General features: G+C 72.2%; 15 protein-coding genes. 6 read left to right on the top strand and 9 right to left on the bottom strand.

Going from position 1 to position 13,407, the window contains the following annotated elements; genetic code table 11:
• Positions 1–114 precede the first annotated feature (114 nt).
• The gene (locus ACFWWU_RS19435; RefSeq protein ID WP_384146838.1) at positions 115–1,755 is read left to right on the top strand and encodes an ABC-F family ATP-binding cassette domain-containing protein; all 1,641 of its coding nucleotides are present in this window, start codon (positions 115–117) and stop codon (positions 1,753–1,755) included.
• Positions 1,756–1,828: 73 nt separating this feature from the next.
• On the opposite strand, the gene ACFWWU_RS19430 is transcribed toward ACFWWU_RS19435, so the two are convergent.
• Positions 1,829–2,290, bottom strand: coding sequence for an ATP-binding protein (locus ACFWWU_RS19430; protein WP_384146835.1), 462 nt, complete (start codon positions 2,288–2,290; stop codon positions 1,829–1,831).
• 194 nt (positions 2,291–2,484) lie between these two features.
• Between ACFWWU_RS19430 and ACFWWU_RS19425 the strand changes: the two genes are divergently transcribed.
• The 3 genes from ACFWWU_RS19425 to ACFWWU_RS19415 all read left to right on the top strand — a co-directional run bounded on the left by ACFWWU_RS19425 (position 2,485) and on the right by ACFWWU_RS19415 (position 4,854).
• Positions 2,485–3,336, top strand: coding sequence for a helix-turn-helix domain-containing protein (locus tag ACFWWU_RS19425; RefSeq protein WP_384146832.1), 852 nt, complete (start codon positions 2,485–2,487; stop codon positions 3,334–3,336).
• A 14-nt stretch (positions 3,337–3,350) separates the two neighbouring features.
• Positions 3,351–3,617: a hypothetical protein gene (locus ACFWWU_RS19420; protein WP_384146829.1), complete on the top strand. Its 267-nt coding sequence runs from the start codon at positions 3,351–3,353 to the stop codon at positions 3,615–3,617.
• A 262-nt stretch (positions 3,618–3,879) separates the two neighbouring features.
• The gene (locus ACFWWU_RS19415; RefSeq protein ID WP_384146826.1) at positions 3,880–4,854 is read left to right on the top strand and encodes an acyl-ACP desaturase; all 975 of its coding nucleotides are present in this window, start codon (positions 3,880–3,882) and stop codon (positions 4,852–4,854) included.
• A 34-nt stretch (positions 4,855–4,888) separates the two neighbouring features.
• Here the strand turns inward: ACFWWU_RS19415 and ACFWWU_RS19410 are convergent, their stop codons facing one another.
• From ACFWWU_RS19410 to ACFWWU_RS19375, 8 genes are all read right to left on the bottom strand, one after another.
• Positions 4,889–5,152 carry a WhiB family transcriptional regulator gene (locus tag ACFWWU_RS19410; RefSeq protein ID WP_384146823.1) on the bottom strand — a complete coding sequence of 88 codons (264 nt, stop codon included), beginning with the start codon at positions 5,150–5,152 and terminating at the stop codon, positions 4,889–4,891.
• Positions 5,153–5,198: 46 nt separating this feature from the next.
• The gene (locus tag ACFWWU_RS19405; protein WP_384146820.1) at positions 5,199–6,326 is read right to left on the bottom strand and encodes an LLM class flavin-dependent oxidoreductase; all 1,128 of its coding nucleotides are present in this window, start codon (positions 6,324–6,326) and stop codon (positions 5,199–5,201) included.
• A gap of 3 nt (positions 6,327–6,329) precedes the next feature.
• Positions 6,330–7,193 (bottom strand): ABC transporter substrate-binding protein, encoded by an 864-nt coding sequence (locus tag ACFWWU_RS19400; RefSeq protein ID WP_384146817.1) that lies wholly within the window; start codon positions 7,191–7,193, stop codon positions 6,330–6,332.
• Complete coding sequence (locus ACFWWU_RS19395) at positions 7,190–8,035, bottom strand: ABC transporter ATP-binding protein (RefSeq protein ID WP_384146814.1); 846 nt, start codon at positions 8,033–8,035, stop codon at positions 7,190–7,192. The genes ACFWWU_RS19400 and ACFWWU_RS19395 overlap by 4 nt, the downstream gene beginning before the upstream one ends.
• Complete coding sequence (locus ACFWWU_RS19390; protein WP_384146811.1) at positions 8,032–8,955, bottom strand: ABC transporter permease; 924 nt, start codon at positions 8,953–8,955, stop codon at positions 8,032–8,034. The genes ACFWWU_RS19395 and ACFWWU_RS19390 overlap by 4 nt, the downstream gene beginning before the upstream one ends.
• Complete coding sequence (locus ACFWWU_RS19385; protein ID WP_384146808.1) at positions 8,952–9,953, bottom strand: ABC transporter substrate-binding protein; 1,002 nt, start codon at positions 9,951–9,953, stop codon at positions 8,952–8,954. The genes ACFWWU_RS19390 and ACFWWU_RS19385 overlap by 4 nt, the downstream gene beginning before the upstream one ends.
• Before the next feature lie 66 nt (positions 9,954–10,019).
• Complete coding sequence (locus tag ACFWWU_RS19380) at positions 10,020–11,042, bottom strand: ABC transporter substrate-binding protein (RefSeq protein WP_384146805.1); 1,023 nt, start codon at positions 11,040–11,042, stop codon at positions 10,020–10,022.
• A gap of 227 nt (positions 11,043–11,269) precedes the next feature.
• Entirely contained in the window at positions 11,270–11,383 is a 114-nt protein-coding gene (locus ACFWWU_RS19375; RefSeq protein WP_384146802.1) for a putative leader peptide, read from the bottom strand.
• Between the two features lie 199 nt (positions 11,384–11,582).
• On the opposite strand from ACFWWU_RS19375, the gene ACFWWU_RS19370 reads away from it, so the two are divergent.
• Positions 11,583–12,374 carry an IclR family transcriptional regulator gene (locus ACFWWU_RS19370; protein ID WP_384146799.1) on the top strand — a complete coding sequence of 264 codons (792 nt, stop codon included), beginning with the start codon at positions 11,583–11,585 and terminating at the stop codon, positions 12,372–12,374.
• 267 nt (positions 12,375–12,641) lie between these two features.
• Complete coding sequence (locus ACFWWU_RS19365; RefSeq protein WP_384146796.1) at positions 12,642–13,334, top strand: TetR/AcrR family transcriptional regulator; 693 nt, start codon at positions 12,642–12,644, stop codon at positions 13,332–13,334.
• Positions 13,335–13,407: the final 73 nt, after the last annotated feature.

Genomic DNA, 13,407 nt, shown 5'->3' with positions numbered 1-13,407 from the left:
TGCCGCGTGTGCCGTTCTCGACCTCGGCGTACGAGCCGTTCTTTCCACAGCCCGCGCCCCGGTGTCTCTCGCGTCGCCCATTCACGCCCGCGCTAGCGCAACCGGGAGGCCTCCATGGCGCATCACCCCACGTTCATCACCTGTTCCTCGCTCTCCTTCTCCTGGCCTGACGGCACCGAGGTCCTCGACGACTTCCGCCTCACGGTCGGCCCCGGCCGCACCGGGCTCGTCGGGCTCAACGGCTCCGGGAAGTCGACACTCCTGAAACTCCTCGCGGGAGAGCTCACCCCGGCCTCCGGCACGATCCGGGTCACGGGCGAGCTCGGCTACCTGCCGCAGAACCTCGTCCTGGACACCTCGCGGCGGGTCGACGAGATCCTCGGCATCGCGGGGAAGCGCGCCGCGCTGCACGCCATCGAGGCGGGTGACCCCGCCGAAGAGCACTTCACCGCCCTCGCCGACGACTGGGACGTCGAGGAGCGGGCCCGCGCCACCCTCGATCAGCTGGGGCTCACCGCCGTCGGCCTCGACCGGACCGTCGGCGAGGTCTCGGGCGGCGAGTCCGTCCTGCTGCGCCTCGCGGCGCTGCTGCTCGCCCGGCCCGACGTGCTGCTGCTCGACGAGCCGACGAACAATCTGGACCTGCACGCCCGCGCCCGCCTGTACGAGGCGGTGGAGGGCTGGTCCGGGGTCCTGGTCGTGGTCAGCCACGACCAGGAACTCCTGGAACGCGTCGACCAGATCGCCGATCTCCGGGACGGCGAGGTCACCTGGTACGGCGGCCCGTGGTCCGCGTACGAGACGGCACTCGCCGCGGAACAGGAGACCGCGGAGCGGATGGTGCGGGTCGCCGAAGCCGACGTGCAGCGCCAGAAGCGTGAACTCGGCGAAGCACAGACGAAGTTGGCGCGGCGCAAGCGGTTCGCACAGAAGAGTTACGAGAACAAGGTCGTACCGAAGATCGTGGCGAACGGCCGCAAGAGCGATGCCCAGGTCGCGGCCGGGAAGCACCGCACCCTGCACACGGAGCGGCTCTCCGAGGCCAGGGAGCGGCTCGACGCGGCGGTGGAGGCGGTACGGGACGACGACGAGATCCGCGTCGAACTGCCCCGCACCTCGGTGCCGCCGGGCCGCGAGGTCCTGTTCCTGCGCGACCTGGAGCTGCGGTACGGGGCCAGGGTCGACGGCGAGTTCGCGCTGCGCGGCCCGGAGCGGATCGCGCTGGTCGGCCGGAACGGCGCCGGCAAGACGACACTGCTCCGGACGATCGCCGGGGAGGTGGAGCCGCTGTCGGGTGAGGCGGACGCGCGGGTACCGCTCCGCTTCCTGCCGCAACGGCTCGACGTCCTCGACGACGGGCTGAGCGTGGTGGAGAACGTGGCCCGCTTCGCGCCCACGGCGACGGGGAACGCGATCAGGGCGCGGCTGGCGAGGTTTCTGTTCCGGGGGGCGCGGGCGGATCAGCCCGTGGGCACCCTCTCGGGCGGGGAGCGGTTCCGGGCGACGCTCGCGGCGCTGCTCCTGGCGGAGCCGGCTCCGCAGCTGCTGATGCTGGACGAGCCGACGAACAACCTGGACATGGGGTCGGTCCGGAAGCTGACGGCGGCCCTCGACGCGTACGAGGGGGCGCTGGTCGTGGCGAGCCACGACGTGACGTTCCTGGAGTCGCTCGGCATCACGCGCTGGCTGCTGCTCGACGGTGAGCTGCGGCCGACAACGGCGGAAGAGGTCCGGGGTGTGACGTCGAGGAACTAGCGGGGCATCGCGTCGCGGGGGTGGGGCTTCGAGCCCGTGGGACGGGGTGGCGAGGCATCAGGCCGTCAAGGTGTCAGCGATGAAGTAAGGCCCAGGACTTGGTGCCGCCACCCGGCGTCAGTACGGGGGCGAGGCCCCAGTCCCCACCGTGTGCGTCGACCGCCGCGGCCAGCAGCCACATGCTGCTGCTGCGGCGGTCGCGGCATTCCTCGGCGGCGGTCGGCGAGGCGTGGACCGGGTGCTGGTCGTAGAGCACGATCCGCAGCGCCTCGTACTGCCAGCGGACGCGCAGGATCATCTCGCGGTCGGGTGTGAAGCGGTATGCCGCGGCGACGAGTTCCGAGGTGGCAAGGGCGGCGGTCTCGCAGAGGTCCGAGAGGCCGTGCCGGGTGAGGAGCGTGCCGACCGACTCACGGGCGAGTCCGGCACAGTAGGCGCCTCCGGGGAGGAGCATCGAGTAGCTGAGGTTCTCCGTGGCGGGAGGTATGGGCCCGGCCGTGACGGCGGACGGGAGGCAACGCAGTGCGCCCTTCATCGGGTTGCTCACATTTCTTGCGCATTGGGGGGGTACGCACACACGGTCACAGTCGCCCCGTGTGAGACTTGCGCTACCGACCGTAGCGCACCAGCGGAGCACAGTGCTACTACTTGCGGGTAGTCGTGCCATTCCGACCGAAATGGCGATCCGCGACGGTCGTCGTCGTCACGCAACGAAAGGGGAGACCGAGCGTGCCACCCAGGAGCAGCCCGACCGCACGACAGCAGCGCCTCGGGAGCGAACTGCGCAAACTGCGCGAACAGTCGGGCATGTCGGCTCAGCAGGCCGCCGCCCTCCTGGGCGTCGACCGCACCCGTATCCCCAACATCGAGTCGGGCCGCTTCGGCATCAGCGCCGAGCGCGTCCGCACCCTCGCCTTCAACTACGGCTGCCCCGACACGGCCCTCGTCGACCTGCTCGCCGACATCGCCCAGGAGCGGGACCGCGGCTGGTGGGAGGAGCATCGCGGACTACTGCCGCCCGCGCTCATCGACATCGCCGAACTGGAGTTCCACTCCTCGGAGTTGCAGAGCGCCGTCACCACCCACATCCCGGGTCTCCTGCAGACCGAGGAGCACGCGCGGGCCGTCTTCGACACCGCCGTCCCGCTCCTGCCGGGACCCGACCTGGAGGCCCGCCTCGCGCTGCGGCTGCGCCGCCAGGAGGTCCTGGACCGGGACCGGCCCGTGCTCTACGAGGCCGTGATCCACGAGGCGGCGCTGCGCATGCAGTTCGGCGGACCGAAGGTCGCGCGGGACCAGCTGGAGCACATCCTCGCGTACGCCGAGCGGGACACCGTGACCGTCCGCGTCATCCCCTTCGCCGCGGGGGGTTTCCCCGGCGCGGGCCAGTCGTTCACCTATGTGGCCGCGCCCGTGCCGCAGCTCGACACCGTGCAGCTCGACTCCTCCCACGGATCGATCCTCCTCGACGCGGACATGAAGCTCCGCCGCTACCGGGGGCTCCTGGAGCGACTGCGCGGGCTCGCCCTGTCCACGACCGAATCACGCGCGTTCATACGCGCCATCGCCCAGGATCTGTGAAGGACCGCCCCACCATGAACGTCACGACCCACGCCCCTCTCGCGGCCGCCCCTCTCGACGCCGCCACCCCTCTCGGTGCCGCCCCCGTCGCCGCCGCCATCGACTGGAACGAAGCCTTCTGCAGCGAGGGCGCGAACTGTTTCCGGTTCGGCCTCGACGACTCCGGCCGGGCCTACATCGGCTCGACCCTCGCCCCCGGCGAGTACGTCAGCGACTCGGTGGAGGCGCTCCGCGCCCTGATCTCCGCGGTGAAGGCCGGCGCGGCGGACCATCTGCTCTGACCCGCCCGCCCTGAACCGTCGACCCTGAACCGTCCGCTCCGAACCGTCTGCTCTGCGTAGTCGACCGGTCGGCCGACGGCGCGCGAAGAGGACGTGACCTGCATCTCCAGCACCCGGCCGGAGCAGCGCACATAACGGAACGTAACCGGACATCGTCCAGACGAGCTTGGCCGACGCCTTACGGAGCCTTAACCTACGGTCTCGTAACCTACGAATCCGTAGGTAATCCCGTAGGCCCTTCTCTCCGTCCCCAGGAGTCCCCGTGACACTCACCTCTCCCCACCTCGGCAGCTCGGCGGAGTGGACCGACGCGCGCCTGCTCTACGCGCTGGAAGAGGTCGTGGAGAAGGAGCTCAACCGGCACCTGAAGGTCACCAAGGACTGGATGCCGCACGAGTACGTGCCGTGGTCCGACGGCCGGAACTTCCCCGGCTTCTTCGAGGACGGCGAGGCCTGGGACCCCAAGCAGTCCAAGGTCACCGAGATCGGCAAGATCGCCCTCGTGGTCAATCTGCTCACCGAGGACAACCTCCCGAGCTACCACCACGAGATCGCCAGCCTCTTCGGCCGTGACGGCGCCTGGGGCACCTGGGTGCACCGCTGGACCGCCGAGGAGGGCCGCCACGGCATCGTGATGCGCGACTACCTCCTCGCCTCGCGCGCCGTCGACCCGGACAAGCTGGAGCAGTTCCGGATGGCGCACATGAGCGAGGGCTTCGAGTCCGACAACCGGCACTCGATGCTGCACTCCGTGGCGTACGTCGCCTTCCAGGAGCTCGCGACCCGCATCTCGCACCGGAACACCGGCCACCAGTCGGGCGACCCGGTCTGCGACCGGATGCTCTCCCGGATCGCCACCGACGAGAACCTGCACATGGTCTTCTACCGGAACCTGCTGGGCGCGGCCTTCGAGCTCGCCCCCGACCTGACCATGATGGCCGTGCGGGACGTGGTCGTGAACTTCCGGATGCCCGGACACGGCATGCCGGGCTTCGAGCGGGCGGCCGCGCAGATGGCGATCGGCGAGATCTACAACATGCGCATCCACCACGACGACGTCCTCCAGCCGGTCCTGCGCTTCCTCAAGGTCCTCCAGATCGAGGGGCTCGGCCCGGAGGGCCTCCAGGCCCAGGACGAGCTGGGTCTGTACATGAACGGCCTGGACAGCGAGGCCAGCAAGTTCGACGCGAAGCTCGCGGCCCGCAAGGCCCGCGTGGCGGCCCGAGCGGCCGGCTGATCCTCCCGTTCGCCTGAGGAGGAGCCCGTGCGGCTCAGCGGCGGCCCTGCTGCCGCTTGAGCCGCACGCGCTCCTTCTCGGAGAGCCCGCCCCACACCCCGAACCGCTCGTCGTGGGCCAGCGCGTACTCCAGGCACGCCACACGCCCCTCGCACGCCCCGCACAGCTGCTTGGCCTCGCGCGTCGACGAGCCGGGGGCCGGGAAGAAGAACTCCGGGCCCGCCTGGGCGCACAGGGCGTTCTCACGCCAGGAGAAGTCGGGAGCGGGAGCGGTCAGCACGTCGGTCATCGTCTGCATGACCCACACGTTGCCTGCCTGGCGTAAACAGGCCATCAACGTTCGATCAATGGCGGATACCCAGGGCCGGGAGGACCGTCTCGGCCACCCGGTAGGCCTCCTCCAGGAGCGGGTTCCCGGACAGGATGAACGTGTCCACGCCCAGCTCCCGGTACTCCTGGAGGCGCTCCACGACCTGGGCCGTCGAGCCGACGACCGCTGTTCCCGGGCCGGGCCGGAACAGCCCCATGCCGGGCCAGAGGTTGGGGTACGCCTCCAGTTCGCGCGCCCGCGCGGGGACCCGGCCGCCGTGCTGCCGGAACTGGCGCTGCCAGCCGACGCCGTCCTCGCCCGCCCGCTCGCCGAGCTGTCGGGCGTACGTCGCCTCGCTGGTGACGTCGAGCAGCCGGTCGGCCGCCGCCCAGGCCGCGTCCTCGGTGTCGCGGACGATGAGGTGGAGCCGGAGACCGATCCGGAGGGTACGGCCGTGGGCCGCGGCCCGGGCCCGTACGTGGTCGAGCTTCTCCTTCAGCAGGTGCGGAGGCTCGCCCCAGGTCAGGTAGACGTCGACGTGCTCCGCGGCCATCTCGATGCCCGGCGCCGACGAACCGCCGAACCACAGCGGGACGTGCGGCTCCTGGACGGGCCTGAGGTCCCGGAAGGAGGCGCCCGCGTCCTTGAGGTCGTAGAAGCGGCCCTGGTGGTCGAAGACCTCCCCCGCCGTGAGCCGCTTGACGATCGACCAGTACTCGGCGCTGAGTGCGTAGCGCTCGTCGTGCTCGACGTGGAGGCCGTACTCGCGCAGGGCGGAGGTGGAGCCGTTGACCACGTTGAAGCGGAGGCGGCCGCCGAAGAGGTTGTCGAAGCTGAGCGCCATCTTGGCGAGCAGGGTCGGGGCGATCAGGCCCGGATGGACGGCGAGCAGCGGCTTGAAGCGGGTGCTGGTGGAGGCCGCGAGCGCGGAGCCGAGCGGCCAGACGTCGTAGAGGTCGGTGGCGAGCAACGCCCCTGTGTAGCCGAGGCGTTCGACGGTGCCGGCGAGCTGCCGGAGATAGCCGAGGTCGACGGGGCGACGGCCGGCCGGCTCCCACGGGTAGGCGCCTTCGCGCGGGATGATGTACCAGAGGACTTCGGGTGCGAGGCCTGTGGTGCTTGTGGTGGTTGCGGGGCTTGTGGTGGTTGCGGGGCGTGCCATGGGTCAGGCCTTCCCAGGCAGCGCGTCGGCGACGGTGATCGCGCGGTCGATGAATCCGGTGCGGTGGAAGATGTCCGCCGCCTGCTGCTGCTCGGCGATGAACTCCTCGGTGACTGGTTCGATCGTCCAGGGGAGGGCGCGCAGCGCGGTCTCCCAGTCGTCCGCGGTGCCGCCCTGGTCGGCTGCGGCGATCTCGGCGGCCTCGCGCGGATGCGCGGCGGCCCAGTCGTCGGCCCGCCGGAGGGCACGGGTGAGCGCCTCGACGACCTCGGGCCGCTCCTCGGCCAGATCGCGGCGGGCGAAGAAGACGGACCGGTCGGTGATGACCTCGCCGGTGCGGACCACGGTGCGCAGCCCTCCGGTGCGGCGGGCGGCGGCGAGCTCGGCGCCCTGGGCGACCCAGGCGGTGATCTCACCGGAGCGGAGCTTCGCCTCGCTGCCGGAGTCGCCGCGTACGGGGGTGATGTCGGTGGCGTACGAGAGGCCGGCGTCGTCCAGGGCCTTGGCGACGAGATGCGTCTGCCAGGAGCCGACGGCGAGGTGGACGGTGCCGCCCTTGAGGTCGACGATGGTACGGATCGGGCTGTCGTCGGTGACGAGGAGGGCGCCGTGGTCGGGCCGGGGCGCCGAGACGGCGGTGTAGACGATGTCGTGGCCGGCCGCCTGCGCGGTGACGGGCGGAGTGGAGCCGGTGCCGCCGAAGTCGATGGTGCCATCGGCCAGGAAGGCCCCGGTACGGACGCCGTCGGTGTACGGGTGCCAGGTCACGGTCTCGCCGAGGGCGGCGAGCTCCTCCTCCGCGTAGCCGAGGCGGGAGAGGTGGTAGAGGGAGGGGTTGCTGCGGTGGACACCGATGGTGACGGTCATGCGAGGGCTCCTTCGAGAGGGACGGGGGCGGCGGTGGGTGCTTCCTGGGGCGCGTGGACGCCGAGGTCGGCGAGGAGGCGGCGGCGCAGGGCGACGAAGTCCGGGTCGCCGGGGTCGCGGGGTCGGGCGACGGTGACGGGTACGTCGGTGACGAGCCGCCCGTCGCGCAGGACGGCGACCCGGTCGGCGAGGCGTACGGCCTCGTCGACGTCGTGGGTGACGAGCAGGACCGCGGGGTGGTGGACGCGGCGCAGCTCGCCGACGAGGTCCTGCATGCGGAGCCGGGTCAGCGCGTCGAGCGCGGCGAACGGCTCGTCGAGGAGCAGGAGTTCGGGCTGCCGAACCAACGCCCTGGCCAGCGCGACGCGTTGGGCCTCGCCGCCGGACAGGGTGGCCGGCCAGGCGTCGGCGTGACGGTCGAGGCCGACCTCGGCGAGGGCCCGCAGGCCGGTCGCCCTGGTCGCCGCCCCGCGCGGCAGCCCGACGGTCACGTTGCCGAGGACCTTCGTGGAGGGGATGAGGCGGGGCTCCTGGAAGACGATCGTGCGGGCGGCGGGGACGAGGGCCTCTCCCCCGTCGGCGCCGTCGAGGCCGCCGAGGATGCGCAGCAGGGTCGTCTTGCCGCTGCCGCTCGCCCCGAGCAGGGCGAGGAACTCGCCGCGCGCGAGGGTGAGGTCCAGGCCGTCGAGGACGGGGCGGGTGCCGAAGACACGGCGCAGGCCCCGTACCCGTACGGCCGTGGCTGTGGCTGTGGCTGTGGCTGCGGCTGCGGCTGCGGCTGCGGCTGCGGCTGTGGCCGTGACTGTGGCCGTGACTGTAGCTGTGGACGTGGACGTGCTCATCGGGTTCCTCCTCCGGGGCCCGCCGTGCGCCAAGGCATGAGGATCCGCTCCAGGCCGCGGACGAGGACGTCGGCGGTGAGGCCGAGCAGTCCGTACACGAGGATGCAGACGGCGAGGATGTCGGTGCGGGCGTAGCTCTGGGCCTGGGACATCAAGTAGCCGATGCCTTCGGTGGCGTTGATCTCCTCGGCGGCGATGAGCGCGATCACGCTCAGCGTCATGGAGAGCCGGAGTCCGGCGAGGAGCGAGGGAAGCGCGCCGGGCAGGACGACCTGGCGGACGATCGCGAGGCGGCCGAGGCCGAAGCTGCGCATGGCCTCGACGAGCTTGCGGTCGGTGTCGCGGACGCCGCCGGAGGTGGAGACGTACATGGGGAAGGTGGTGGCGACGGCGATGAGCAGGATCTTCGCGGTCTCGTTGATGCCGAACCACACCATGAAGAGCGGGACGAGGGAGAGGAAGGGGATGGTCCGCAGGGTCTGGAGGGAGGAGTCGAGGAGCTCGTCGCCGAGCCGGGTGAAGCCGGTGGTGATGCCGAGGGTGAGCCCGGCGGCGAGGCCGATGACGAGTCCGATGCCCGAGCGGGTGAGGGAGGTGGCGAGCGCGTCCGGAAGCTGCCCGTTGCCCCACAACTCGCCTACGGCTTGGATGACTTGGGGCGGAGAAGCAAGCACGTCGGGGGTGAGGAGGCCGGTGGCGGAGGAGATCCACCACAGGGCGAGGAGGGCGACCGGCCCGAGGGCGCGGACGGTGAGGGAGCGGGCGCGGGAGTGGGGACGACGGAGGGGCGGGCGGGGCGCGACGAGTCCGGTGGCCGTCGCTGTCGCCGTGGCCTCCCCGGCCGTCGCGGTCGCCGTGGCCGTCGTGGCCTCCTCGGCCGTCGCGGCCACGTCGGTCGCCGTGGTCGTCACGCTCGTCATGACAGCTTCTCGATGTCGAGGAGATGGGCGGCGATGTCGACCTTGTTCGGCGTGACCTTCTGGTCGGCGTAGAACCGGGCGACGGTCTCGAAGCGCTTGATGTCCTCGGCGCCGATCGGGTCGACGGTGCCTCCCTTGCGGGTGAAGCCGATCTGGACCTCCTTGGCCTTGCCGTTGACGGCCGTGGGGCCGGCGTCGGTGAAGACGTTGAGGTAGGCGGCCGGGTCGCTCTTCTCCTTGGCGCTGTTCTCGTGGAGGTAGCGGTAGAGCGCCTTCACGACCTCGGGGTGCTGCGCGGCGAACTCCGAACGGACCGCGTTGAGGCTGTAGTTGTCGGAACCGATCGCGGTGCCGTCGGCGACGAAGTGCGCCTTGCCGGAGCCGATCTCGGCGACGGCGTAGGTGGACCAGACGGCCCAGGCGTCGACCTGGCCCGCGTTGAAGACGGCGGCCGTCTGGTCCGGGCGCAGGTAGACCCGCTCGACCTTGTCGGCGGGGACGTCTGCCCGGGCGAGTGCCTTGAGCAGCAGGTACTCGCCGGTGCCGCCCTTGTTGACGGCGACCTTGCGGCCGACGAGGTCCTTGACGGAGGCGATGTCCGAACCCTCGCGGACGAGGATGCCCTCGCCGACGGGGTCGGGGTCGGTGGCCGTGAAGAAGGCGAAGCCGGGGCTCTGGGAGAGAGACGTGATGCCGGAGGTGATGGAGCCGGTCGCGATGTCGAGCTGGTCGGCGTTCATGGCCTGGGCGGCGGGGGCGAAGGGGCCGGCGCTGCCGGTCCAGGCCACCTTGGCGTCGACGGCGGCGAGCGCCTTGTCGAGGCTGCCGTCCTTCTTGCCGCGGGCGAGGACGCCCGCGTTGCCGGGGTCGGGGATGCGGACGGTGACGGTGCCGCTCGTTCCCTTCGACCCCTCCGTGCCCGTGGCGCCGCCGCAGGCGGTGACGGTGGAGAGGGCGGAGAGGGCCGCCAGAGCGGCGAGCAGGGTGAGTGGGCGCATGGCGGTCGTCCTTCTCGGAGGCGGGTCGGGGGCGGGTGGATCGGGTGAGGCGGCGGCGCTTCGCGGTTACGGGAGGGGATACGGGGACTGCCGTCCGGCGGCGGGGGCGAGGAGGCGGGCGAGGCGCAGGGGCTCCGGGTCGGCCCAGGCCCGTACGTCCACGGCCTCGGGCAGGAAGCCGTGCGCGCGGAGTGCCTCCTCCTGGCGGGCGAGCAGGTCGAGCCGGGTGGCCGACAGGTCCGGGTGGAGGGTGCGGTGGGTGCCGGGCCGGTAGGCGCCGGCGACACCCTCGGCACCCGCGCCGGTCTCGGCGCCGAGGATGCGGGCGACCTCGGTGGGCTCGTCGGCGGCCCAGTCGGCGGCGCGGAGCAGGACGGCGAGGAAGCGCGCCACCAGCTGGGGATGCTCGTCCAGGAGGTCCTGGTGCACGGTGAGGGGGCGCGGGGTGCCGTTGTTGACGCGGTGCGCGGGGTCGGGGAGCTCGTCGAGTTCCACGGCGACCTCGGCTCCGGCGCGGCGGGCCGCCTCGACGGCGAGGGCGCCCTTCACGTACACGGCGTCGACCTCGCCCCGGCGCAGTGCGGCCAGCTCGGCGGCCCACTGTCCGGAGTGCCCGTCGGCCGGTACGTCGACGAGGACGGCGTCCGTGAGTCCGTACCCCGCCGAGGCGAGGACGCCATCGAAACCGCGCAGGGCCATGGCCCGCCAGAAGTCGATCGGCACGGAGTGGCGGGGCACGGCGAGGCGGAGGCCGCGCAGGGCGGCGGCTCCGCGGACCCGGGAGCCGGGGGCGACGAGTACGGTCTGGCGCTCCTCGATCCAGGTGAGGCCGATGAGCCGGGTGCGCTCGCCGCGCGAACGGGCCCACAGCGCGGGCACGTTGCCGCCCTCGCGGAAGAGCCCGGGAAGGGCGTGGGTGAAGTGGGCGGCACGGTCGGCGCCGGGTTCGGCGTCCTGGAGGGAGCGGACGGCGATCCCGTCCGGGGCGAACTCCCCGGCCAGCCAGCCGCGGTCGGCGGCGACACCGGTGGCGGTGGGGACCGGGCAACGGGTGAACCAGAGCGTGTCGGGGACGCGGGCAGGGGTCATGGAGGGATTCCCGGGGTGTGGTGGGGCCGGCGCACAGGGGGCCGGGGCGCTCGATGGCGTGGTGGAGGTGAGGACGCGGGTCGGAAGCGCGGCGCGAGAAACGAGCGGGACCGTACGCAGGTCACAGGTCACACCGGATGGGACCCGTGTCAGCGGGAGTCAGGGGCGGCGCGGTGAGCGCGTCCCGGTGTGCGCGGGGCGGCGACGTGCGACGACGTGCGGACGGCTCAGCGACAGGTCGCGGCGGCGACGCGCGCCAGGTCGATGTGGCGGCGCCGGGTGAGCGCGGGAACCTCGGGAGAGGCGGCGGGCGTGGAGCGTGCGGTACGTCGTTCGTTCATTGCGGGCCTGCTCCCTTCGCGTCGTCGCCGCTGTGGTGTGTTGGCCGGAACCCTGCCACGGGAGTTCGACCCCTCACAACTCGACTCCCACGATGTGGGATTGCGTATGAACAGAGTGTTTCCGACCCCGTCCCCCGCCTGAATCGGCTCCCGCCATGTGGGAGCGTGGGAGCCCGATCACCCACGGGGAGCGAACCCTATGACGACCGAGGCCGGCATCGCCCGACCCCCGGCGGGCGCCCAGGCGGTCCGCCGCGCCCTGGACGTGCTGCACTGTTTCCACGACAACGGGCCCGATCTGAGCGCCTCCGACCTCGCACGCCGGCTCGGACTCTCCACCTCCACGGCGCACCGGCTGGCGCGGACCCTGCTCGGTGCGGGCTTCCTGGAGCAGGACGCCCGCACCGCCCGCTACCGGCTCGGCCCGGCGATGACGGAGCTCGGCCGTCTCTCGTACCACCAGCGAGGGCTGCACCTGGCCACGCCCGAGCTCGCCGATCTGGCCGAACGGACGGGCGCGACAGCCGACTTGGCGCTGCGCAGCGGCCCGCACGTGGTGATCGTGGCGGGCGGTTCGGTGACCCCGAAGGTCGGCCTGCGCCGGCCCCTGCACTCCACGGCGCTCGGGAAGGTGCTGCTCGCCTGGCCCCGAGCGGGCGAGGGCGGCCCCCGTTCCCTGCCGCCGCTGCCCGCGTTCACCGAGCGGACCATCGTCGAACCTCCGGCCCTGGCAGCCGAGTTGGCCCGGGTACGGGAGGCGGGGTACGCCCTCAACGACGGCGAGTCGGCCCACGGGGTGCGGACCGTGGCCGTACCGGTTCTGGAGCGGGCGGGGCACGCGCGGTTCGCGCTCGCGGTCCGCGCGACGCCGGAACTGATCACCGACGCGCGGCTCGATTGGTACCTGGCGCAGGCGCGGGAGTGCGCCAGGGCGCTGGAAGTCCTGCTCCTGGCCCCGACGGAACGGCAGGACCCCGGAGACCGCGCCTGACGGGCCTCTGGCACCCGCTGCCGGCCCTGTAGTCCCCTGTCAAGCAGGGAGGATCCGTCCTACTTCGCGCCTACCGTTCGTTGCGTGGGGCGGCGCGGACGAAGCCTCGCCGCCCCGCACGGACGAGGAGTGAGCGACGTGACGATTCTCGTGACCGTCACGCGGGACGGCGGCCCACGCCGCCGCCTTCCGCGCCTGACCCCGAAGGGTGCGCCACGCGCGTGCGCGGAGATTTCCGCACGGTCGTGCGTTCAGTACGATGGGGGCATGAGTGGAAGCACCACGGGCGCGGGCGCGGCCACAAGCGCGGGCACGGGCACCAGGACGGACGGACGTGTCGAGCGCGGCAACCAGACGCGACGCCTCGTACTGGGCCGGACCATGGACATCGCGTCCGTCGAGGGGCTCGAAGGCCTGTCCCTCGGCCGGATCGCGACCGAGCTGGAGCTGAGCAAGAGCGGCGTCTTCGCGCTCTTCGGCTCCAAGGAGGAACTCCAGCTCGCCACCATCAGGGCCGCCGTCGCCGTCTTCGCCGAGCAGGTCGTCGCACCCCTGAAGGACGTGCCGCCGGGGGCACCGCGCGTGCGCGCACTGTGCCGGAACTGGCTCACGTACTCCTCGGGGCGGGTCTTCTCGGGCGGCTGCTTCTTCTACGCGGTCTCGGCCGAGTTCGATGCCCGTACGGGTCCGGTGCACGACGCCGTGGCCCGGGCCCGCGTCGACTGGAACGCGTACATGGAGCGGACGCTGTCGGAAGCCCGTGCGGTGGGCGACTTCACCGAGGACCTGGACGTGGAGCAGCTGGCCTTCGAGGTGATCGCCCTCATGGAGGCGGCCAACGCGCAGTCCGTGCTGCTCGGCGACACCCGCGCGTACGGCCGCGCCGAGCGGGGCGTCACGGCCCGGCTGCTCTCCTCGGCCACGGACCGGGGCCGCGCGGCGCTCGCCGATCCGGCCTGAGGGCCCCGGGCGACGACACGACCACGAGCGCCACGCCGGTGACGGCCCAGGGCCGGCTCAGCCCGTCGTGACT

The organism is Streptomyces sp. NPDC058650 (genome assembly GCF_042717315.1).
Classification (GTDB): domain Bacteria; phylum Actinomycetota; class Actinomycetes; order Streptomycetales; family Streptomycetaceae; genus Streptomyces.
This window is presented reverse-complemented; position numbering and strand designations above follow the sequence as displayed.

Excerpts from the sequence above, each read along its gene's own strand:
- ACFWWU_RS19400 (WP_384146817.1), bottom strand. The coding sequence starts at position 7,193 with ATGACCGTCACCATCGGTGTCCACCGCAGCAACCCCTCCCTCTACCAC.
- ACFWWU_RS19430 (WP_384146835.1), bottom strand. The coding sequence starts at position 2,290 with ATGAAGGGCGCACTGCGTTGCCTCCCGTCCGCCGTCACGGCCGGGCCC.
- ACFWWU_RS19375 (WP_384146802.1), bottom strand. The coding sequence starts at position 11,383 with ATGAACGAACGACGTACCGCACGCTCCACGCCCGCCGCCTCTCCCGAG.
- ACFWWU_RS19435 (WP_384146838.1), top strand. The coding sequence starts at position 115 with ATGGCGCATCACCCCACGTTCATCACCTGTTCCTCGCTCTCCTTCTCC.
- ACFWWU_RS19410 (WP_384146823.1), bottom strand. The coding sequence starts at position 5,152 with ATGCAGACGATGACCGACGTGCTGACCGCTCCCGCTCCCGACTTCTCC.
- ACFWWU_RS19365 (WP_384146796.1), top strand. The coding sequence starts at position 12,642 with ATGAGTGGAAGCACCACGGGCGCGGGCGCGGCCACAAGCGCGGGCACG.
- ACFWWU_RS19395 (WP_384146814.1), bottom strand. The coding sequence starts at position 8,035 with ATGAGCACGTCCACGTCCACAGCTACAGTCACGGCCACAGTCACGGCC.
- ACFWWU_RS19380 (WP_384146805.1), bottom strand. The coding sequence starts at position 11,042 with ATGACCCCTGCCCGCGTCCCCGACACGCTCTGGTTCACCCGTTGCCCG.
- ACFWWU_RS19370 (WP_384146799.1), top strand. The coding sequence starts at position 11,583 with ATGACGACCGAGGCCGGCATCGCCCGACCCCCGGCGGGCGCCCAGGCG.
- ACFWWU_RS19385 (WP_384146808.1), bottom strand. The coding sequence starts at position 9,953 with ATGCGCCCACTCACCCTGCTCGCCGCTCTGGCGGCCCTCTCCGCCCTC.
- ACFWWU_RS19390 (WP_384146811.1), bottom strand. The coding sequence starts at position 8,955 with ATGACGAGCGTGACGACCACGGCGACCGACGTGGCCGCGACGGCCGAG.
- ACFWWU_RS19405 (WP_384146820.1), bottom strand. The coding sequence starts at position 6,326 with ATGGCACGCCCCGCAACCACCACAAGCCCCGCAACCACCACAAGCACC.
- ACFWWU_RS19420 (WP_384146829.1), top strand. The coding sequence starts at position 3,351 with ATGAACGTCACGACCCACGCCCCTCTCGCGGCCGCCCCTCTCGACGCC.